This is a genomic window from Kineococcus sp. AC630 (assembly GCF_979255925.1).
Window position 1 is genome coordinate 100,671 of record NZ_CEEDMJ010000018.1, and the last position, 20,432, is coordinate 121,102.

Below are 20,432 nucleotides of genomic sequence, written 5' to 3' on the forward strand. Positions count from 1 at the left end.
GAGACCCCTTGTCCGACACCGCCCTGCTCGACGTCGACGGCACGCTCGTCGACACCAACTACCAGCACGCCCTCGCGTGGTTCCGCGCCTTCCGGCGCTTCGACCTGACGTTGCCGGTCTGGCGGATCCACCGCGCCGTCGGGATGGGCGGCGACCAGCTCGTCCCCGCCGTGGCCGGGGCGGAGTTCGAGAGCGCCCACGGGGACGCCGCACGGGACGCCTGGACGGAGGAGTTCGAGCCGATGTTCGGCGAGGTCCAGCCCTTCGACGGCGCTCGCGACCTCCTGGTGGAGCTGCGGCGGCGGGGCTGGAAGGTCGTCCTCGCCTCCTCCGGGCAACAGGACCAGGTGGAGGGCTACCTCGACCTGATGGGGGCCCGGGACCTCGTCGACGGCTGGACCACCTCGCAGGACGCCGAGAGCACCAAACCCGCCCCTGACCTCTTCCACGCTGCGCTGCAGCGGGTCGGGGGTTCCTCGGGGGTCGTGCTCGGGGACTCGACGTGGGACTTCGAGGCGGCGGGGAACGCGGGGATGACCGCGGTCGCCGTCCGGACGGGGGGTTTCTCCACCGAGGAACTGACGACTGCCGGTGCGGTCGCGGTGTTCGACTCGCTGCCGGACCTGCTGGAGGGCCTGGACGGGACGCCGTTGTCCCGCCCCTCCTGATCAGCGCAGGGTGCGGGTGCGCCGCGGGATCGTGACGGTCGCGGTCGGCGCCGAGGCCGTCATGCTCGCCTTCGCCGCGGCGACGGCCGCGCCGACGTCCAGCATCCCGGTGCCGTAGCCGCCGTCCCAGGACTCGGGGGTGGCGGTGGTCCGCAGGACGTCCTCGACCTGCGCGACGCTGGCCCGGGGCGCGACGGAGCGGACCAGGGCCGCGGCGGCGGAGACCTGGGGGGCCGAGAAGGACGTCCCGGAGGCGGAGGCGTACACGTACCGGCCGGAACTCAGGGGTTTCCCGACGGGGATCTTGTCGCCGGGGGCGCTGAGGTCGACGAGGGTGTTGTGCTGGGCCCAGGGGGCGGGGGTCCCGGTGCTGGTGGACGCCGAGACGGAGATGACGCCGGGGTAGGAGGCGGGGTACTCCAGCGGGTTCCCGGTGTCGCCGGAGTTCCCGGCGGAGGCGACCACGACGACCCCCTTGCCGATCGCGTAGGCCACGGCGGCGGCGGTGGTGCTGTTGTAGGTCTCCCCACCCAGCGACAGGTTGACGACGTCGGCACCCTGGTCGACGGCCGCGGTGATGCCCTCGACGACGGCGTCGCTCGCACAGCCCTCGGGTTCGCAGACCCGGATCGCGAGGATCTTCACGTCGGGCGCGACCCCCGCTGCGCCGTAGGCGTTCTGGTAGGCGCCGGCGATGACGGTCGAGACCTCGGTGCCGTGCTCGCCGATGTCGGTGCCGGCCGCGAAGTTCCCGCCGTCGATCACCCGGCCGGCGATGTCGGGCTGGTTCGCGTCGACACCGGAGTCGAGCACGGCGACGGTGAGCCCGGTGCCCCGGGTGGTGGGCCACGCGTCGTAGGCGTGGATCGAGCCCAGGTGGTAGGCGTAGGACAGGTACGGGTCGGTCGCCTTCAGGGTGCGGCCCGTCAGGGGTGTGGCGCCCGTGGGCGCCAGCGCGTAGCTGGTGCGCACCTGGGCGGCGGACACCGCGGGGTCGGCCTCCATCGTCGCCGCCAGCCGCTGGGCGGCGGCGGGGTCGGTGGCGGTCCGGGTCTCCAGCTGGGGTCGTCCGTCCACCCAGCGCAGCGCGTCGACCTGGACCCCGGGACCGTCGGCCGGCGTGATCTCCACGGCGTGCGCGGCGGAGCCCGGCACCAGGGTCAGCGCGAGCAGCGCGGAGGCGACGGTGGCGGTGCGGAGGAACTGGGGCAACGGGACTCCCTGGGTCGGGGCGAGACTCCCCGTGCATCGACGGTCTCACACGGTCGCTTGAGACGGGTGGGTCCGCCTCGACCCGGATGGCCGTACGGCTCGGCCGGGCGTGTTCCGGCCACCGCTTCCTGGTCACCGTTCGGTTGCACCGGAGTGAAGTGCTTGCCGGAACGGCGGTGCGTCGACTAACTTCCGATACGCATCGACGAAGCGCATCGACGAGGACGTCGGAGTTCGTCTCACGGGGTGGGAGGGTGGCGTGGCCCGAGTTCCGACGAGCAAGGACGTGGCGAAGGTCGCCGGCGTCTCCCAGAGCACCGTCTCCTACGTGATGAGCGGAAAGCGTCCGATCTCCGAGAAGACCCGGCGTCTGGTCGAGGACGCCATGGAGCAGTTGCTGTACCAACCGCACGCCGGTGCCCGTGCCCTGGCGAGCCAGCGCACGAACATCATCGCGATCGTCCACCCGGTCCTCTCCAACCTCGGGGTCGGCGGGATCATGGCGTTCATCGACGAGATCGCGACGCAGGCCCGTCGCCGGGACTACGACGTGCTGCTGGTGACCGCCGCCGAGGGCAAGGAGAGCCTGCGCCGGGTCGCCGGGCGCGCCCTGGCCGACGCCATGGTCGTGATGGAGGTCAAGGCCGAGGACGAACGGGCCGAGGTCTCGCGCGGGATCGCCCAGCCGAGCCTGTTCATCGGGTACCCGGACGAGGCCCTGGACGAGCACAGCACGTTGCACTGCATCGACTTCGACTTCGCCGGCGGTGCGGAACTCCTGGTCGGTGAACTCATCGGCACCGGAGTGCGTGAGATCGTCGTGCTCGGCTGGGGTCCGGAGGTCGTGGCCCGCGGGGTGAACTACGTCCCGCGGTTCCGCCGTCGGGCTGAGGCCACCGCGGCCGCAGCCGGAGTTCCGCTGCGCTGGGTCGAGGTCCCGCGTGACTCCGTCGCCATCAGCGCAGCGCTCGACGACCTGCTGGGTTCGGGGTCCGTCCCCGGGTTGCTGCTCGCGGACGGCGTCCCCGAGACCCTCGGTGCCCTGCTCGACCGCGGTCTGCGGCCGGGGCGGGACGTCGACGTCGTGGCGTTGTGCACCGACGCGGAGGCGGAGGCGCAGGCCGTGCCCCTGACCGCCGTCTCCCAACAACCCCGGGACGTCTCCCGGCGTGCCGTCGAGTGGTTGTTCCAGCTGCTCGACGATCCTTCGGCACCCGGCGAGGTCCGCCTGGTGCCGGCCCACCTGACCCGACGACAGTCCGTGCGTCCCCAGCACTGACATCCCCCACGGTTCGGCCACCCGGCCGATCCACCCCCATCGTCGATACGCATCGACGAGTACCGCCCACGACGTCGTGGGCACGAGGAGAGGAACGACATGGCTCGACGAGGATCCATGGGACGCACCCGCGCGATCGCTGCGCTGGCGGCCCTCCCGCTGCTGCTCGCGGCCTGCGGCGGCGGCGGTGGGAGTGCGACGAAGTCGGACTCCGGCACGCTGCGCGTCCTGGACTACTACAACTCCGACCCCAACAAGACGTTGTGGGGCACGGCGCTCACCGACTGCGGCACCAAGGTCGGCGTGAAGATCGAGCGGGAATCCGTCCCCGGCGAGACCCTCATCCAGAAGGTGCTGCAGCAGAGTTCGTCCAAGACGCTGCCTGACGTCCTCATGCTCGACAACCCCGACGTGCAGCAGATCGCCGCCTCGGGTGCGCTGGCCCCGCTGGACGACCTGGGCGTCGACCCTTCCGGGGTCGCCGACGGCGTCATCAAGGCCTCGACCTACCAGGGCAAGCTCTACGCCCTGCAGCCCGTCACGAACACCATCGCGCTCTTCTACAACAAGAAGATCCTCGAGGCCGCGGGCATCACGCCCCCCACCACCTGGGACGAGCTCAAGACCGACGCGAAGGCGCTGACCGCCGGCAGCCAGTACGGGTTCGCGATGTCCAACGTCAACACCTACGAGGGCACCTGGCAGTTCCTGCCCTTCATGTGGTCCAACGGCGGGGACGAGAAGGACATCAACACCCCGCAGACCGCCGCCGCCCTGCAGCTGGTCAAGGACCTCCTCGACCAGGGGTCGCTCTCGCAGTCCACCGTCACCTGGACCCAGGCCGACGTCGCCGACCAGTTCTCCGCCGGCAACGCCGCCATGATGATCAACGGTCCGTGGAACTTCGGGACCCTGGACAAGGTCTCGGGCCTCGACTACGGCATCGTCCCGATCCCCGCCCCCACCGCCGGCGGGACCGTCGTGTCGCCGTTCGGCGGCGAGGCCTGGGCCGCACCGGAGACCGGGGACAAGGACAAGCAGAAGAAGGCCGCGGAACTCATCCAGTGCCTGAACAGCGACGAGAACGAGGTCACGATCTCGGCCGGCACCGGGACCGTCCCCACCAAGCCGGAACTCTCCAGCCAGGTCGTCGCGAAGAACCCGAACCTCGAGGCGTTCGCCACGCAGGTCCCGGACCTGCGCGCCCGCACCGGTGAGCTCGGTGACGGCTGGCCCAAGGCCGCCACGAAGATCTACACCGCGGTGCAGAACGCGCTCGTCGGGGGCATGACCCCCGAGGCCGCGCTGGCGCAGGCCCAGAATGGCTGAGGTCTCGGCCCCAGGTCGTTCCGCCGGCGGGGCCACGGCCCCGTCGGCGGGTGCGGCCCCGCGGAAGGGCCCGTCGCAGAAGCTGACGACGCGTCTCGTGCAGATCGCGTTCATCGTCCCCGCGGTCGTCTACCTCGTCCTGTTCTTCGGCTTCCCCGTCGTCAAGAACGTCATCATGGGTTTCCAGGCCTACACGACCAAGACGTTCTTCACCGGCGAGGCCCCCTGGGTCGGGCTGGAGAACTACCGCAACGTCATCGGCGACGCGATCTTCTCCCGCTCCGTCGTGAACACCCTGCTCTTCACCGCCGGGTCCATCGCCGGGCAGTTCGTCCTCGGTCTGGCGATCGCGTTGTTCTTCCACAAGCGGTTCGCGCTGTCGGGGATCCTGCGCTCGCTGATCCTGCTGCCGTGGCTCATCCCGATGATCGCCGGCACCGCGGTGTGGCGCTGGATCCTCGACGCCGACAACGGCGCTCTCAACCGGATCCTCTCCGCCCTGCCCGGCGTGGACGCCTCACCGAACTGGCTGACCTCCACCTCCCTCGCCCTGATCGCGGTGATCGGGGTGAACATCTGGCTCGGCATCCCCTTCAACATGACCATCCTCTACGGCGGTCTGCAGGAGATCCCCGAGGAGCTCTACGAGGCCGGTGCCCTCGACGGCGCCACCGGGTGGCGGGCGTTCCGCCACATCACGTGGCCGTTGCTGCGCCCGGTCGTCACCGTCGTCCTCGTGCTGGGGGTCGTCTACACGCTGAAGGTCCTCGACGTCATCCTCGGGCTCACCAACGGCGGCCCGGCGAACTCCACGCAGACGATCTCCACGCTCTCCTACGACATGTCGTTCCGTCAGTTCGACTTCGGGGCGGGCGCGGCGCTGGGCAACATCCTCATCGTCATCTCCCTGATCTTCGCCGTGGTCTACCTGCGGCTCAACCGGAAGGCGGTGGACGAGTGAGCGCGGTCATCTCCACCCGGGTCAGCACGACGGAGGTCCGGGCCGAGGGCAAGGCCCCCCGTCGACCGGTCTACACGGTCGTCGGCATCCTCATCCTGGCGTTCATGCTGTTCCCGCTGTACTGGATGGTCAACGTGTCGCTGCAGCCGGCCGGGAACGCCGTCGCGACCCCGTGGCTGCCGTTCGACTTCTCGCTGCGCGGCTACACCACGGCGATCTCCGAACAGGGCCACAACCTCGTCACCTCCCTGGTCATCAGCCTCGGCTCGGTCGTGTTCAGCCTCCTCATCGCGACCCCCGCGGCCTACGCCATGGCCCACTTCAAGTTCGGCCGCTGGGCGACGGTCATCCTCTTCGGGATCCTCGTCACCCAGATGGTGCCGGGCATCGTCGTCGCGAACGCGCTCTACAGCGCCTACACCGACCTCGGCCTGCTCAACACGACGGGTGGGCTGATCCTCGCCGACTCCGCCGCCGGGATCCCGTTCTCCATCATCCTCATGCGGGCGTTCATGGGGTCCATCCCGGCCTCGGTCATCGAGGCCGCCTACGTGGACGGCGCCGGTCCGGTCCGGGCGTTCTTCTCCATCGTGCTGCCGATGAGCCGCAACGCGCTCATCACCGCCGGCCTGTTCACGTTCCTCTTCGCCTGGGGCGACTTCCTCTTCGCCCTGACCCTCACCACGACCGCCGACGTGCGCCCGATCACCCTCGGCCTGTACACCTACGTCGGGAGCTTCGTGTCCGACTGGTCGCCGATCATGGCGACCGCGGTCCTGTCCTCCCTGCCCGCCATCGCCCTGCTCGTCCTGGCCCAGCGCTACGTCGCCGCCGGGGTCACGGGTGGGGCCGTCAAGTCCTAGGAGTTCCGAATGACCATCAGAGTGACCGTGTGGGGCGAGAACCGCCACGAGCAGCTGGAACCCGCGGTGGCGCAGCGCTACCCCACCGGGATGCACGGTGCCGTCGCCGAGGGGATCGAGGCCAACCTCGGTTCCGGCGTGACCGTCCGGACGGCGACCCTGGACCAGCCCGAGCACGGGTTGACCGAGGAGGTCCTGCAGGACACCGACGTCCTCACCTGGTGGGGGCACGCCGCGCACGGCGACGTCTCCGACGAGGTCGTGGAGCGGGTCCACCGTCACGTGCTGGCCGGGATGGGGCTCATCGTCCTGCACTCCGGGCACTGGTCGAAGATCTTCCAGAAGCTCATGGGGACCTCGTGCACCCTGCGCTGGCGCTCCGAGCACGACCGGGAACTGCTGTGGACGATCGACCCCACGCACCCGATCGCGCAGGGCGTCCCGCACCCCCTCGTCATCGAGGAGGACGAGATGTACGGGGAGTTCTTCGACATCCCCGCCCCCGACGAGATCGTCTTCATCTCCTCCTTCACCGGCGGCGAGGTGTTCCGCTCGGGCATCACGTTCAAGCGCGGGTTCGGGAAGATCTTCTACTTCCGTCCCGGTGACCAGGACTTCCCCACGTACTTCCACGAGGGAGTCCGCAAGGTGATCTCCAACGCGGTCGAGTGGGCCGTCACGGTCCGCCCCGAGCGGACCGACCCCGTGCTGCTGCGCTACGACATCGAGGACTTCTACAACGGCCAGGGCTACCAGGGCGCCCTCGACCCGGAGAGGCAGCAGTGACCGCCCCGCTCCGCGTCGTCCTCGTCGGGGCCGGCGGCATGGGCAAGGCGTGGCTGGCGACGATCCTCGCCGACCCGGCCGTCGAACTGGCCGGGGTCGTCGACCTCGACCTCGACGCCGCGTCCGCCGCCCTCGCCGCGGCCGGGGTCCCGGACGTCGCGACGGGTCGCGACGCCGTCGAGGTGGCGCAGCGGACCGGCGCGCAGGCGATCGTCAACGTGACGGTGCCGCAGGCGCACCACCCCGTCACGACGGCCGCGCTGTTCGCGGGGTTCCCGGTGCTGGGGGAGAAGCCCGTCGCCTCGACCGTCGCGCAGGGGTTGTCGCTCGCGGCGGCCTCGGAGGTCTCCGGGGTGCCGTTCCTGGTGTCGCAGTCGCGGCGCTACAACGTCCACGTCGAGGAGTTCCGCGCGCAGGCCGCCGTGCTCGGCGACCTGGGGTCGCTGTCGACGGAGTTCTTCAAGGCGCCGCACTTCGGCGGCTTCCGCGAGGAGATGGCCCAGCCGCTGCTCGTCGACATGGCGATCCACCAGTTCGACCTCGCGCGGTACCTGTTGCGGGCCGAACCCGTCTCCGTCTACTGCGAGTCCTGGAACCCGTCGTGGTCCTGGTACTCCGGGGACGCCTCGGCCGCGGCCGTCTTCGAGATGTCGAACGGCTCCCGCTACACCTTCACCGGCTCGTGGTGCGCGCCCGGCCAGGAGACCTCGTGGAACGGGGCCTGGCGGCTCTCCGGCGCGAACGGCACGGCGACCTGGAACGGCGACGACGTGCCCGTCCTCGACGCGCCCGGCTCGCCCGCGGCGTTCACCGACCCCGGGAAGGAGATCGCCGGGTCGCTCGCGGCGTTCACCGCCTTCCTGCAGGACGGGACGCCGTTCTCCGGTGAGGTGCACGACAACGTCCTGAGCCTGGCCATGGTCGAGGCGGCGGTCGAGTCCGCCGCGTCGGGCACCCGGGTGCTGGTGGACGACGTGCTCCAGCGCGCCTACGAGCAGGCCCTCGCCGACGAGCAGCGCGCCGACGTCGCGGCGGCCCTGAAGGGCTGGACCTCCGTCCGCGAGGCCCTGACCCGCTGACCCACCCCCTCCGACGCGTGATCTCGCAGGGATTCCCCGCGGGATCACGCGTCGGAGGGGTGTGCCGGGGGTGTGGACCGGTCAGTACGATCCAGCCCAGAACGTTCGACGACGATGTCCTGGAGGAAGTCCTCGCATGTCCACCGATCGACCGGAGTTCGGGGTCGCCGTCATCGGCCACTCCTTCATGGGCGCCGTCCACTCCCACGCCTGGCGCAGCGTCGACCACGTCGGCACCCCGCGCTGGCGCACCAAGCGCCTCGCGCTGGCCGGGCGTGACCTCGGCCGCGCGCAGGCCGCCGCCGAGCAGTTCGGCTGGGACGAGGGCGTCGCCGACTGGCGCGAGGTCATCGCGCGCGACGACGTCCAGGTCGTCGACATCCTGACCCCCGGTGACTCCCACGCCGAGATCGCCATCGCCGCGCTGCAGGCCGGCAAGCACGTCATCTGCGAGAAGCCGCTGGCCAAGACGGTCGCCGAGGCGCAGGCCATGACGGAGGCCGCGCAGGCCGCCGCCGCGCACGGCGTCCGCAGCATGGTGGCGTTCAACTACCGCCAGGTGCCCGCGATCGGCCTCGCCAAGCAGCTCGTCGACTCCGGCCGTCTCGGCGAGGTCCGTCAGGTCCGCGCGGTGTACCTGCAGGACTGGATCGTCGACCCGAGCTTCCCGCTCACCTGGCGCCTGCAGAAGGACCGTTCGGGTGCCGGGGCGCTGGGCGACATCGGGTCGCACATCATCGACGCGGCGCAGTTCATCACCGGCCAGCGCCTCACCGGCGTCTCCGGCACCGTCGAGACCTTCGTCAAGCAGCGTCCGCTGGAGGCCGCCCGCACCGGGTCGAACACCGGCCTGGGGGCCGAGGCCTCCACCGAGTTCGGCGAGGTCACCGTCGACGACGCGGCCGTGTTCTTCGGGCGGGGTGACGGCGGCGCGCTCATGACCTTCGAGGCGACCCGCATGGCGCTGGGCCGCAAGAACGGCATGCGGATCGAGGTGAACGGCTCGAAGGGGTCGATCGCGTTCGACTTCGAGTCCATGAACGAGCTGCACTTCTTCGACGGCACCCTGCCCGACGCGGAGAACGGGTTCCGCCGCATCCTGGCGACCGACCCCGCCCACCCCGGCGTCTCCAACTGGTGGCCGGCCGGGCACGGCCTGGGCTACGACCACCCGTTCGTGCACGAGCTGCAGGAGTTCCTCGGCGCGATCGTCGACGGGCGCGACCCCAGCCCCAGCTTCGCCGACGGGCTGCAGGTCCAGCAGGTGCTGGACGCGGTGCAGCGCAGCGCCGAGAACGACTCCACCTACACGACCATCTGAGGAGAAGAACATGGCAGAGACGCGTCCGGTGACGTTGTTCACCGGCCAGTGGGCCGACCTCCCCTTCGAGGAGGTCTGCCGCCTCGCCTCGGAGTGGGGCTACGACGGCCTCGAGATCGCGACCTGGGGCGATCACCTCGACGCCACCCGCGGGGCGAAGGACGACGACTACATCGCCGAGAAGAAGGCGGTGCTGGCGAAGTACAACCTCAAGGTGTGGACGATCTCCGCGCACCTGACCGGCCAGGCCGTCTGCGACCTGATCGACCAGCGGCACCAGGACATCGTCTCCGTCGAGGTGTGGGGCGACGGCGACCCCGAGGGCGTGCGTCAGCGCGCCGCGGAGTACGTCAAGGATGCGGCCCGCACGGCCGCGAAGCTGGGCGTGAAGACCGTCACCGGGTTCACTGGATCTTCGATCTGGCACACCGTCGCGATGTTCCCCCCTACGCCCGACTCCATGGTCGAGGCCGGCTACCAGGACTTCGCCGACCGCTGGAACCCGATCCTGGACGTCTTCGACGAGCTCGGGGTGAAGTTCGCCCACGAGGTGCACCCCTCCGAGATCGCCTACGACTACTGGACGACCAAGCGCGCGATGGAGGCCATCGGCCACCGCGAGGCGTTCGGGCTGAACTTCGACCCGTCGCACTTCGTGTGGCAGGACCTCGACCCGATCGGGTTCATCCGGGACTTCTCCGACCGGATCTACCACGTGCACTGCAAGGACTCCCGCAAGCAGCTCGACGGCCGCTCCGGTCGCCTCGGCTCGCACCTGCCGTGGGCGGACTCCCGTCGCGGCTGGGACTTCACCTCCGTCGGTCACGGTGACGTGCCCTGGGAGCTGATCTTCCGCGAGCTGAACAACATCGGCTACACGGGTCCCACGAGCGTGGAGTGGGAGGACGCCGGGGTCGACCGCCTCAACGGCGCCCCCGACGCGCTCGCGTTCGTCCGCAAGCTCGGTGCGTTCTTCGTGCCCCCGGCCGCCGCGTTCGACGCGGCCTTCTCCTCCAAGGGCTGAGCCCACGATCCGTGATCTTGCGGGGAGACCCAGCAAGATCACGGATCGGGTAGGGGGCTCAAGGGGGTCGGGGGCATGGTCGATGCCCTGGGTGGCGCATCCGGGTCCGGGTGCCGTCCAGGTCCGATCGCCGGGGGTGTCACCGCGTGTCGTCGCGTCCCGTCGCGTCCGGTGAGCGCCTCGTGGAGGCACCCGGGGAACCCGCGCTGCTGCAGGGGGTGCTCCGGCGGCGGCTGGTCTTCGGCCTGGTCTTCGCCGCCGCGATCCTCGTCGGCCGCAGCGCCCAGGCCGACGGCGCGCACCTCGCGATCGTCTGGCCCGCCTCGGCGGTCGGGCTGCTCTGGGTCGCCGGCTCGCCCGGGCGCCGGCAGCGGATCCTCGACGCCGTCCTGCTGCTGACGATCACCGTCGTCCTGCGGGTCGTGACGCACATGCCCCTGCCGGAGTCCGCCCTGCTGGCCGCCGCCGCGCTGACCCAGGCGCTCTTCGGGGCGCACGTCTACCGCCGGTTGCAGCCCGAGGGCTTCCGCCTGGTGAGTCCCGGCCACGTCCGCTCGCTGGCGTTGTCCTCGCTCGCCGGGGCGCTCGCGTCCACCCCCGTCGCGGCCCTCGCCTTCGTCGTCGCGGACCACGTGCCGGTGGCGCAGTCGAGCGTGCAGTGGGCGCTGCGCACCACCGTCTCGACGTTCATCGTCCTCGCGGTGCTCCTGCGCACCGCCGAACGGCGTCCGGACGCGCCGGGCAGCAGCGCCTCGCGGGGAGAGCGCTACGCGCTGTTCCTCGCGTTCCTGGTGTCCTACGGAACCGTCTTCTGGGTCGTCAACGGGTTCGCCGTGACGTTCCTCGTCCTGCCGGTCGCCGTCTGGGTGGCGCTGCGACGCACGACCACCGCGGCCATGGTGCACGTCGTCCTCGCGGCCGCGGCCGTCGTCGTGTCCGCCTGGTCCGACCGGGGACCGTGGCGGGAACTCACCCCGGACCTGCAGGCGATGAGCGCGGAGGCGTTCATCGGCACTCTGGGGTTCCTGACCCTGGTGCTCGCGCTCTACCGCGACGAGAGCGTGGACAACGCCGAGCGGGCCGAGCGGGCGCTGCGCGACGCCGCCGAGCAGGCCGACCTGCTGGCCGCCGTCTTCGGGTCGATCTCGGACGCCGTCTGCGTCTTCGACAGCGCGGGGAACTCGTTGCTGCGCAACCCGGCGGCCGAGACCCTGCTGGGCGGCGGGACCCCGGCCGAGCGCAGCCGCTGGGACTCCAGCTACGGCTTCTTCCACCTCGACGGGGAACGGATGGCCGACGGCGACCTGCCCGTCGTGCGCGCTCTGCGGGGGGACGCCGTCGACGGTCTCGACCTGCAGCTGTTCTCCCCGCAGGTCCCCGACGGCGTCCTGCTGAACGTGTCCGCCCACCCCCTGCCCGGTTCCGGCGGTGCGGTCTGGAACGGGGGTGTCGTCGCCGCCTTCCACGACGTCACCGAGGTCCGGACCGCCAGCGCGCAGGTCGCGCAGGCGCACGACCTCATGACCAACGTGCTCGCGGCGGCGACCGACCACTCGATCATCGCCGTCGACACCGCGGGCGTCATCACGCTGTTCAACGAGGGGGCCGAGCGCATGCTCGGCTGGAGCGCCGAGGAGGTGGTCGGCGGCCCGGCGCTGGTCGTCCACGACCCGGCCGAGATCGAGGCCATGTGCGAGGCGCAGGGGCTGGAGCGCCCGAACGACCTCTTCACCCGCGGGGTCCCTCAGGAGACCGTGACGCGCCGGTTCACCTACGTCCGCAAGGACGGCACCACCTTCCCGGTCAGCCTGACGACCTCGGTCATGCGGGACGGCGAGGGGCGGCTCATCGGCTGGATCGGGATGGCCACCGACGTCTCCGACCTGGAGAACTCCGAGGAGCTGCTCCGCGTCGCGCTCGAGACGGCACCCGTCGGCATCGTGATGATCGCCGCGACGGGCCGGGAGGCCGGCCGGATGCTGCGGGTCAACCGGGCGCTGTGCCGGTTCACCGGGAGGACCGAGGAGGAACTGCTCGGAACGGCGTTCGACACCCTGGGGGCGGACTGGCCGGTCTTCGACGACCTGTTCGCCGCCGTCCTCAGCGGTGCCCGGCTCGAGCAGCGCGTCGACGTCGCGCTCGACGCCCCCGACGGGCGTCGGCTCGAGGCCCAGGTGTCGGTGACCCTCGTCCGGCCGCGCGGCCGTGACGTCATGCTGCTCGGCCTCGTGGAGGACGTCACCGAGCGGCGGGCGGCCCAGCGCGAGCTGCGCCACCGGGCCCTGCACGATCCGCTGACCGGGCTGCCCAACCGTGCCCTGTTCCTCGACCGGCTCGAGCACGCGGTGACCCCGCCCGTGCGCGGGACCGGTCCGGTGGGTCTGCTCTACGTCGACCTCGACGGGTTCAAGGCCGTGAACGACACCGCCGGTCACCAGGCCGGGGACGACCTGCTGGTCGAGGTGTCCCGGCTCCTGTCCTCCTGCGTCCGTCCCGGCGACACCGTCGCCCGCCTCGGCGGGGACGAGTTCGCCGTCGTCTGCCCGGGGACGTCGGGGGAGTCCGACCTGGTCGCGATCGGGGCCCGGATCCTCGCGTCGCTGCACGATCCGATCCGGGTCCGGGGCTTCGACGCGGTCGTCGGGGCGAGCATCGGGGTGCGCTGGTGCGCAGGTGGTGTCACGGCCGAGCAGCTGCTCCGGGACGCCGACGAGGCGATGTACGCGGCCAAGCGTTCCGGGAAGGGACGGGTGGTGGTGCACGGTGGGCGGGGAACCGCGGTCGTGGCTGCTGCGTCTCACCCCTGAGGGGTCTGTGACGCAACGTGTCCAGGCGGGCACGGCGAGTGTGGCACATCTCACAGGATCCCCCCGCAGCGGTCACAGGCTGGTTGAGTGCGGCGCATGACGACGCTCCCCCGGCGCCCCTTCCGCACGCTCACGACCACCGCGCTCGCCCTCGCCACGGCCACGCTGGCCCTGGCCGCACCCGCCTCCGCGGACGAGATCACCCCCACCCCGATCGACCCCCAGGCCCTCCAGGTCCTCGACGAGACCAACGCCGCCCGCGCCACCGCGGGCTGCGCGCCGCTGCTGCTCATGCCCCTGGAGACCGGGGTCGCCGACGGGCACGCCGACCAGATGGCCGCGACCGGCGACTTCAGCCACACCGGTCCCGACGGCAGCTCGCCGCGGAGCCGGCTCGCGGCCGTCGGGGTGCGACCCCAGCGCACGGCCGAGAACATCGCCCTCGGCTACGACGCGGCCTCGGTGGTCGACGCCTGGATGGCGAGCCCGGGTCACCGCGCCAACATCCTCGACTGCAGCCTCGTCTACGTCGGCATCTCCGAGCGTCAGGGCGTCGGCGGCCAGTACTGGACCCAGGTCTTCTCCAGCCTCTGACCGGTCACTGCACGTGATTTCCCTCCGACGCGTTGTTCCGGGCCTGCACGGGGCATGCTGGGACCGCACGCGGAACCGGGGCGGCGCGAGCGCCGTCGGAGGTTCCGGGCGCCAGGAGGGTGCGGAGGTCGCACCCGCAGCGTCGGGAGGTCGGGGTGTCCGGAGCACCGTGGTGGGAGGACTTCCACGCGGACCGGCCGGACGACGCTCCCCGGGCCGGGACCACCACGCGCGCCTCCGCCCCGCCGCGGGTCGTGCAGACCCCGCCACCTCCGCGACCGCCCCGCGGCCTGCAGGTCGTCGCGGGGGTCCTGGGCGTGGTGCTCCTGGTGCTGGTGGCCCTGCTCGCGGTCCGGACCTCCGCCCGCCCCGCCGACGACGGGGTCTCGGCGCAGGGAACCCCCGGCGCGCCGGCGACCACCCCCGTCCCGACCCTCTCGCCGTCTCCGTCGCGGTCCCCGTCCAGCGGGACCGCGGCGGTCGACGCGGCGGCGACGGCTGAGCTGGAGGCCCTGCGCGAGAACGGCTTGCGCGTCCACCCGCCGACCGGGCAGTGGGTCGCGCAGCTCTCGGCCAAGAGCGTCGGGACCACCGACCCCGTTCAGACCGCGTCCAACGGCAGCAGCACCTTCTACGCCGCCGACATCCTCGCCCAGTCCCGCGAGATCGCCTCCGGACCGGCCGGCGGGGACGTCTTCGTGCTCAAGACCGCTGACTTCGGCGACGGGCTGCTCGACGCCCGCGGCAACCCCTACTGGGTGACGCTCGCCGCCGGCCCCTTCGCCGACGCCGGGGACGTCCGGACCTGGTGCGACAGCATGTTCTCCACCACCCCCGCCGACGTGCGGGGCAACGTCTGCCTGCCCAAGCACCTCACCCCGCCCTCCTGACCCTCCGCCGCAGGTCCCGCGGAAACAACACTTTCCGCCCTCCGACCCGGGGTCCCAGGGGCGGAAAGTGTTGTTTCCGCCCCGTGCGGGGGTGTCGAAGGGCGGAAAGTGTTGTTTCCGCGGGGGAGGGGGTCAGAGGGAGAGGGAGGGGTGGAGCTGGGCGAGCGACCAGGTCCGGCGACGGTGGCAGGCGAGGACGGTGACGGCCAGGGCCAGGACACCGAACGCGGCGAGCACACCGGCGTCCAGCCAGACGGGACCGCCCGCGGCGCCGGTGATGAGGTGGCGCAGGCCGTCGGCGGCGTAGCTCATCGGCAGGAACGGGTGGATCGCCCCGAAGAACGACGGTGACGTCCCGACCGGGTAGGTCCCGCCGGCCGAGGTGAGCTGCAGGACGAGCAGCACCAGCGCGACGAGGCGCCCCACGCCGCCGAGCAGGGCGTTCAGGCACTGGTGGACCGCCGTGAACACCACCGCGATCAACGCCGCGAACGCCGTCGTCGCGACCGGGTTCGGCGACTCGATCCCCACGCCGAGCAGCAGCACGAGCGTCAGCACGACGGCCTGGACGACGCCGAGCAGGGCGCCCGGCACCCAGCCCGCGACGGCCGCGCGGTAGGAGGAGGCCGTGGAGGCGAGCGCCCGCTGCGACACCGCCCGCAGCACCATGTACGTCACCATCCCGCCGACCCACAGCGCGACGGGCACGAACAGCGGGGCGAGGCCGTCGCTGTAGCGGTCGACGGCGTGCTCCTTCACGCGCTCGGCGGTGACGGGGGAGGCGACGACGTCGGCGCGCGCGTTCGCCGCGTCACCGGAGTAGACGGGCACCTGGGCCTGGCCGTCCTGCAGTTGCGTGCGCAGGGTGCCCGCGCCGTCGGTGAGCTGCTGCGTCCCGTCGGCGAGCTGCTGCGCGCCGGTCCGGGCCTGCGAGGTGCCGTTGACGAGCGCGCTCGCGCCGTCGTCGACCTGACCGGCGCCGGTGGCGAGGGCGGCGGCCCCGGCGGCGGCCGACCGCGAGCCCGTCGCGAGGGTCTTCGTGCCGGTGGCGAGGGCGTCGGCCCCGTCGGCGGCCTGCGCGATGCCCTGCTGCAGGGCGGGTGCCGCGGCGGCGAGCCGCTGCGCGCCGCCGGCGACCGCGGTCGCGCCGGTGGACAGGTCCTTCGCGCCGATGGCGAGACCGTCGACGCGGGTCTGGAGGGTCTGCGCGACCTGGTCGAGCGAGCCGTCGGTGAGGGCCTGACGGGTCCGCTCGAGCGAGGTGACCGCGGCGGCGAGCGTCGGGTCGTCCGGGTTCGCGGCGGCGAGGGTGCGGGCCTGGGTCAGGAGCTGGTCGACGAGCGGGACGAGCTGGGTGGTGCCGGCGAGGGCGGGGGTGAGCTGGTCCGCGGCGGTGGCCAGCGCGTCGGCGCCCTGCGAGATCCGGCCCGCGCCGTCGGCGACGGCGCCCGCCCCGCTCGCGAGCTGCGCCGTCTGGGCGGGCAGGCCCGTGGTGGCGGTGCGCAGCCGGTCGAGTCCGGTGGCCAGGGAGGCGGCCCCGTCGGCGGCGGAGGTCGCACCCGTGGCGACCTGGGCGGTGCCGCCGGCGAGGGCGATGGCCCCGCCCCGCAGCTTCCCCGTCCCGTCGACGAGCCGCGTCGCGCCGGTGCCGAGGTCGCCGAGGCCCACGACGAGGGTGTTCGCGCCGTCGTCGGCCTGCTGCGCGCCGTCGGCGAGGCGGCCGGCGCCGTCGGCGGCCCGGCCGAGGGAGTCGTGGATGTCGGCGAAGGCGACGTAGACGTTCTGGAGGTAGTTCGTCGTCGTCCCGGCGGCGACGTTCGTGCGGATCGTCGTGGCGATGGTGTTCGTGACCTGACCGAGGATGTAGTTCTCGGCGTCGTCGGTCGTGACGCTCAGCCGGGCGCGTTCGGGGGCGTCGCCGCCGGTCGAGGCCAGCGCCTTCGAGAACCCCGAGGGGATGCGCAGGACGGCGGCGTAGTCACCGTCGGCGAGACCTTTCGCGGCGTCCGCCTCGGACGTCTCCTGCCAGCTGAAGCCCGCGGCCGCGTCCGGGCCGGTGAGTTCGTCGACGAGGTCGGAACCCGCCTGGATCGTCTGCTCCTTCCCGTCCAGGCCGGTGATCGTCGTGGGGGAGTCGGAGTTCACGACGGCCGCGTGCAGGTTCGTCAGCCGCGACAACGGGTCGGAGTTCGACGCGAGGTAGAGACCGCCGTAGACGAGCGGGACGAGGACCACGGCCAGCAGGGCGAGGCGGGTGATGGTGGCACGTCGGAACCTCGCGAGTTCCAGGCCGGGGAGGGAGAACCGGGGGAGATTCACGAGGCACCTTCGGTGGCGGGGGAGTCCTGCAGGTCGATCAGGATGCGGTCGTCGCCGGCGTGCCAGCGGATGTCGGAGGTGTCGGAACAACTGGCGAGCACGGTCAGGGGGATCGCGGAGGTGTGCCGCAGGGCGGACAGCGACTCCCAGGCCCGACGTCGGTCCTCGCTGCGCCGCAACGAGTCCACGTCGTCGACGACGATGACGTCGGGGCGGCCGATGAGGGCCAGCACGACGCCGAGGGCCATCCGTTCCAGCGGGTCGATGTCGCTGACGAACTCCCGCGGGCGCAACGCGGGGACGTCGGCCCCGGTCTCGGCGGTCACCGCGACCGCCCGCTCGACCCGGGCGATCTGCTCGGCGACCTGCTCCTTGGAGACCCATGGCCGGTACCAGGGCTGGTGCAGCACGAGGCGTTCGGCGACGTGCTGTTCCACGGTGAGGGCGTCGTCGAGGTCGTTGACCCCGCGCACCTCGGCCAGGGCGACCCGGCGGCGGACGGCGCCGGCCCGGCCCGGGAGTTCCTCGCCCAGCACCCGCAGGCCGCCGGAGGTGGCGCGCATGCGACCCGCGAGGGTGAGCAACAACGACGTCTTGCCGGCGCCGGCGCGGCCGCGCACGACGACCATCGACCCGACGGGGGCCTCGAGGTCGATCCCGGAGAACACGCTCCGCCCGCCGGCCCGCAGTTCCAGACCGCTCGCCTCGACCGCGTTCACCGGGTCACCTCCGTGAGGGCGGTGAGGACGCCGGCGATGACGCGGGTCTCGAGACCCGGTTGGCGGGGCACGTCCCCGAGCAGGGCGGGCGTGACCAGTCCTTCCTGGGTGGTGACGACGGCGCGCACGAGTTCCTCGGCCGGGACGGTCAGGCGTCGCCCGGCGCGGGTGAGCGCGGCCTCGAGGAGGGGGGCCAGGCGCTGGCGCAGCGCGCTCCGGTGGGCGGTGACGACGCGCGCGGCCTCGGGGTTGCGCAAGGCCTGGGCGGTGAACTCGGTGCGGACCGCGTGCCACTGCCGGTCGACGGGCAGGACGTGCAGGACGTGGGCGACGATCTCCTCGAAGGTCCCGCCGAGGGGGGCGTCGACGAGGCGGGCCTCGACGTGGTCGATGACCTGCTCGGCCTGCGCCTCGTAGAGGGCGGCGACGACGTCGTCCATCGTCGCGAAGTTGGAGTAGAAGGCGCCACGGGTGAACCCGGCGCGTTCGCAGACGCTCTCGACGCTGGAGCGGGCGAGGCCCTGCTCGCCGAGCACCTCGAGGGCCGCGGCCAGGAGCCGTGAGCGGGTCTCGGCGCGGCGCTTGGTGGTGCGCGTCGGTTCGGTGGTGGCGGTCACGTCCCGAGCGTACGCCTCTTTCGATGCATTTTGCATCCGATGCGTTTCGCATCACACAGGGAGCGGCGGGCGCAGTCTGTGGGAACTCTTAGGGTGGGCGCGCGGACGCGCAGCGTGATCCGTGCACGGGGGACTCGAGCGGGGGACGAGGTTGCCGAACACCGACCAGCCGGCGCAGCAGGAGACGGGGCGCGGGGGGACCACCAGCGCCCACCGGCACTGGGCGCGACGACCACGGACCTGGGTGATCGCCGGGGTCGTCGTCCTCGCGGGCGGCTACGGCGCCACGGCGCTCGCCGTCGGCGGTCAGGCCCCCCGCGGCACGACCGTCCTCGGCGTCGACGTCGGGGGGATGGACCGCGGCGAGGTCGAGCGGGCCGTGAGCGCGAAGGCGCAGCAGGTCCGGTCCGTGCCGCTGCAGGTCAGCGGCGCCGGCGCGTCCACCACCGGCGAGATCGACCCGGCGCGGTCGGGGCTCTCGATCGACGCCGCCGGGACCGCGACGTCGGTCACGGCCGCGGGCTGGAACCCGGGCACGCTGTGGAAGCACGTCGTCGGCGTCAGTGGCGCCGACGCGGAGGTCGACCCCGACGTCGACGTCGACACCGACGCGCTGAAGGCCGCGCTGCAGCCCCTCGCCGACTCCGTCGCCGTCGCCCCCGTCGAAGGCGCGATCACCTTCGACGTCCGTCCCGACGGCACCGTCGAACCCGCCGTCGTCGCCCCGCAGGAAGGTCGCGCGCTCGACGTCACGGCGGCCGCCGGCCGCGTCGCCGGGGCCTGGCTCGACGCGACCCCCGTGGAGCTCGAGGCGACCGCGGCCCGTCCGGCCCTCGACGCCGACGCGCTGGACGCCGCCGCCGACGACGTCGCCCGCCCCGCGATCGCCGGGGACCTCGTCGTCGCCGGGGGTGGCCGGGAGGCGACCGTCGCGCCCGCGGGGTTCGCCCCCGCGCTCGCGGTGCGTCCCGTCGACGGGAAGGCGACGCTCGTCGCCGACGGCGCCGGGTTGCAGGCCGCGCTGCTCGTCGCCGACCCCGGGTTCGAGACCGCGCCCCAGGACGCCCGCATCGAGATCGTCGGGTCGGCACCGCGGGTCGTCCCCGCCGTCGCCGGCCGGGCCGCCACCGAGGCGGACCTCGCGGCGGCGGTCACCGGGGCCCTCACCGGTGCCACCCCCACCCGTCGCGCCGAGGTGGAACTCGCCGAGAGCCCGCCCGCCGTCACGACCGAGGCGCTGCAGGCGCTCGGCGTCACCGAGCAGATCTCGACCTTCGCCACGAACCTCACCGCGAACGCCGACCGCACCGACAACATCCGGATCGCCGCCCGCCACGTCGACGGCACGATCCTGCAGCCGGGACAGGAGTTCTCGCTCAACGACACCGTCGGCGAGCGCACCCCGGAACGGGGTTTCCACCGCGCACCCGTGATCTCCGGCGGGCGCCTCGTCGACGACTACGGCGGCGGGGTCTCGCAGTTGTCGACCACGTTGTTCAACGCCGTGTTCTTCGCCGGCCTCGACGAGATCGAGCACAAACCGCACTCGTTCTACATCTCGCGCTACCCCGAGGGGCGCGAGGCGACGATCGACTGGCGCAGCATCGACAACCGGTTCCGCAACGACTCCGGCCACGGGGTCTACCTCCAGGCCGGGATCGTCGGGAACCAGGTCGTGGTGTCGATGTACGGCACGAAGTTCATGGCCGTCACGGCCGAGAAGTCCGCGCGCCGCAACGTGAAACCCGCCCGCACGATCTACGACACCTCGAAGGGGTGCTCGCCGAACTCGGCCACCAACACCGGGTTCACCGTCGACGTCACCCGGGTCATGACCCCCGTCGGCGGCGGCGCGCCCCGGCGCGAGACGTGGACGACCGTCTACAACGCCGAGAACCGCATCGTCTGCGGCCCCGACCCCGCCAGCCGCAGCGCGCAGGCCCGGCCGATGCCGTGACCCGCAC

17 protein-coding genes are annotated in these 20,432 nt (G+C 72.3%); 13 read left to right on the forward strand and 4 right to left on the reverse strand.

What is annotated here, in order from left to right; genetic code table 11:
- The first annotated feature begins 8 nt into the window (after nucleotides 1–8).
- Nucleotides 9–668 carry an HAD family hydrolase gene (locus AC0I8G_RS18850; RefSeq protein WP_471731311.1) on the forward strand — a complete coding sequence of 220 codons (660 nt, stop codon included), beginning with the start codon at nucleotides 9–11 and terminating at the stop codon, nucleotides 666–668.
- Here the strand turns inward: AC0I8G_RS18850 and AC0I8G_RS18855 are convergent, their stop codons facing one another.
- Nucleotides 669–1,880 carry a S8 family serine peptidase gene (locus tag AC0I8G_RS18855; RefSeq protein WP_471731312.1) on the reverse strand — a complete coding sequence of 404 codons (1,212 nt, stop codon included), beginning with the start codon at nucleotides 1,878–1,880 and terminating at the stop codon, nucleotides 669–671.
- 259 nt (nucleotides 1,881–2,139) lie between these two features.
- Here AC0I8G_RS18855 and AC0I8G_RS18860 point away from each other — a divergent pair, with 259 nt between their 5' ends.
- From AC0I8G_RS18860 to AC0I8G_RS18910, 11 genes are all read left to right on the forward strand, one after another.
- Nucleotides 2,140–3,159, forward strand: a complete 1,020-nt coding sequence (locus tag AC0I8G_RS18860; protein ID WP_380257873.1) for a LacI family DNA-binding transcriptional regulator — start codon at nucleotides 2,140–2,142, stop codon at nucleotides 3,157–3,159.
- Nucleotides 3,160–3,276: 117 nt separating this feature from the next.
- Nucleotides 3,277–4,488: a sugar ABC transporter substrate-binding protein gene (locus AC0I8G_RS18865; protein ID WP_471731313.1), complete on the forward strand. Its 1,212-nt coding sequence runs from the start codon at nucleotides 3,277–3,279 to the stop codon at nucleotides 4,486–4,488.
- Nucleotides 4,481–5,449 carry a carbohydrate ABC transporter permease gene (locus tag AC0I8G_RS18870; protein WP_471731314.1) on the forward strand — a complete coding sequence of 323 codons (969 nt, stop codon included), beginning with the start codon at nucleotides 4,481–4,483 and terminating at the stop codon, nucleotides 5,447–5,449. Before AC0I8G_RS18865 ends, AC0I8G_RS18870 begins: the two co-directional genes overlap by 8 nt.
- Complete coding sequence (locus AC0I8G_RS18875; protein WP_471731315.1) at nucleotides 5,446–6,312, forward strand: carbohydrate ABC transporter permease; 867 nt, start codon at nucleotides 5,446–5,448, stop codon at nucleotides 6,310–6,312. Before AC0I8G_RS18870 ends, AC0I8G_RS18875 begins: the two co-directional genes overlap by 4 nt.
- 9 nt (nucleotides 6,313–6,321) lie before the next feature.
- Nucleotides 6,322–7,098: a ThuA domain-containing protein gene (locus tag AC0I8G_RS18880; RefSeq protein ID WP_471731316.1), complete on the forward strand. Its 777-nt coding sequence runs from the start codon at nucleotides 6,322–6,324 to the stop codon at nucleotides 7,096–7,098.
- Complete coding sequence (locus AC0I8G_RS18885) at nucleotides 7,095–8,177, forward strand: Gfo/Idh/MocA family protein (protein WP_471731317.1); 1,083 nt, start codon at nucleotides 7,095–7,097, stop codon at nucleotides 8,175–8,177. The genes AC0I8G_RS18880 and AC0I8G_RS18885 overlap by 4 nt, the downstream gene beginning before the upstream one ends.
- Before the next feature lie 136 nt (nucleotides 8,178–8,313).
- Nucleotides 8,314–9,498: a Gfo/Idh/MocA family protein gene (locus tag AC0I8G_RS18890; protein ID WP_471731318.1), complete on the forward strand. Its 1,185-nt coding sequence runs from the start codon at nucleotides 8,314–8,316 to the stop codon at nucleotides 9,496–9,498.
- 10 nt (nucleotides 9,499–9,508) lie between these two features.
- Entirely contained in the window at nucleotides 9,509–10,522 is a 1,014-nt protein-coding gene (locus AC0I8G_RS18895) for a sugar phosphate isomerase/epimerase family protein (protein ID WP_471731319.1), read from the forward strand.
- 146 nt (nucleotides 10,523–10,668) lie between these two features.
- Nucleotides 10,669–13,329, forward strand: a complete 2,661-nt coding sequence (locus tag AC0I8G_RS18900) for a diguanylate cyclase domain-containing protein (RefSeq protein ID WP_471731320.1) — start codon at nucleotides 10,669–10,671, stop codon at nucleotides 13,327–13,329.
- 96 nt (nucleotides 13,330–13,425) lie between these two features.
- Nucleotides 13,426–13,923: a CAP domain-containing protein gene (locus tag AC0I8G_RS18905; protein WP_471731321.1), complete on the forward strand. Its 498-nt coding sequence runs from the start codon at nucleotides 13,426–13,428 to the stop codon at nucleotides 13,921–13,923.
- 155 nt (nucleotides 13,924–14,078) lie between these two features.
- Nucleotides 14,079–14,813, forward strand: a complete 735-nt coding sequence (locus AC0I8G_RS18910) for a hypothetical protein (protein WP_471731322.1) — start codon at nucleotides 14,079–14,081, stop codon at nucleotides 14,811–14,813.
- A gap of 132 nt (nucleotides 14,814–14,945) precedes the next feature.
- On the opposite strand, the gene AC0I8G_RS18915 is transcribed toward AC0I8G_RS18910, so the two are convergent.
- The 3 genes from AC0I8G_RS18915 to AC0I8G_RS18925 are packed head-to-tail and all read right to left on the reverse strand — an operon-like array spanning nucleotide 14,946 to nucleotide 18,468.
- Complete coding sequence (locus AC0I8G_RS18915; protein ID WP_471731323.1) at nucleotides 14,946–17,132, reverse strand: YhgE/Pip family protein; 2,187 nt, start codon at nucleotides 17,130–17,132, stop codon at nucleotides 14,946–14,948.
- Nucleotides 17,129–17,851 carry an ABC transporter ATP-binding protein gene (locus tag AC0I8G_RS18920; RefSeq protein WP_380257897.1) on the reverse strand — a complete coding sequence of 241 codons (723 nt, stop codon included), beginning with the start codon at nucleotides 17,849–17,851 and terminating at the stop codon, nucleotides 17,129–17,131. The genes AC0I8G_RS18915 and AC0I8G_RS18920 overlap by 4 nt, the downstream gene beginning before the upstream one ends.
- Nucleotides 17,848–18,468 carry a TetR/AcrR family transcriptional regulator gene (locus AC0I8G_RS18925; protein ID WP_471731324.1) on the reverse strand — a complete coding sequence of 207 codons (621 nt, stop codon included), beginning with the start codon at nucleotides 18,466–18,468 and terminating at the stop codon, nucleotides 17,848–17,850. The genes AC0I8G_RS18920 and AC0I8G_RS18925 overlap by 4 nt, the downstream gene beginning before the upstream one ends.
- Before the next feature lie 121 nt (nucleotides 18,469–18,589).
- Between AC0I8G_RS18925 and AC0I8G_RS18930 the strand changes: the two genes are divergently transcribed.
- Nucleotides 18,590–20,425, forward strand: coding sequence for a VanW family protein (locus tag AC0I8G_RS18930; protein WP_471731325.1), 1,836 nt, complete (start codon nucleotides 18,590–18,592; stop codon nucleotides 20,423–20,425).
- The last annotated feature ends 7 nt before the right edge of the window (nucleotides 20,426–20,432 follow it).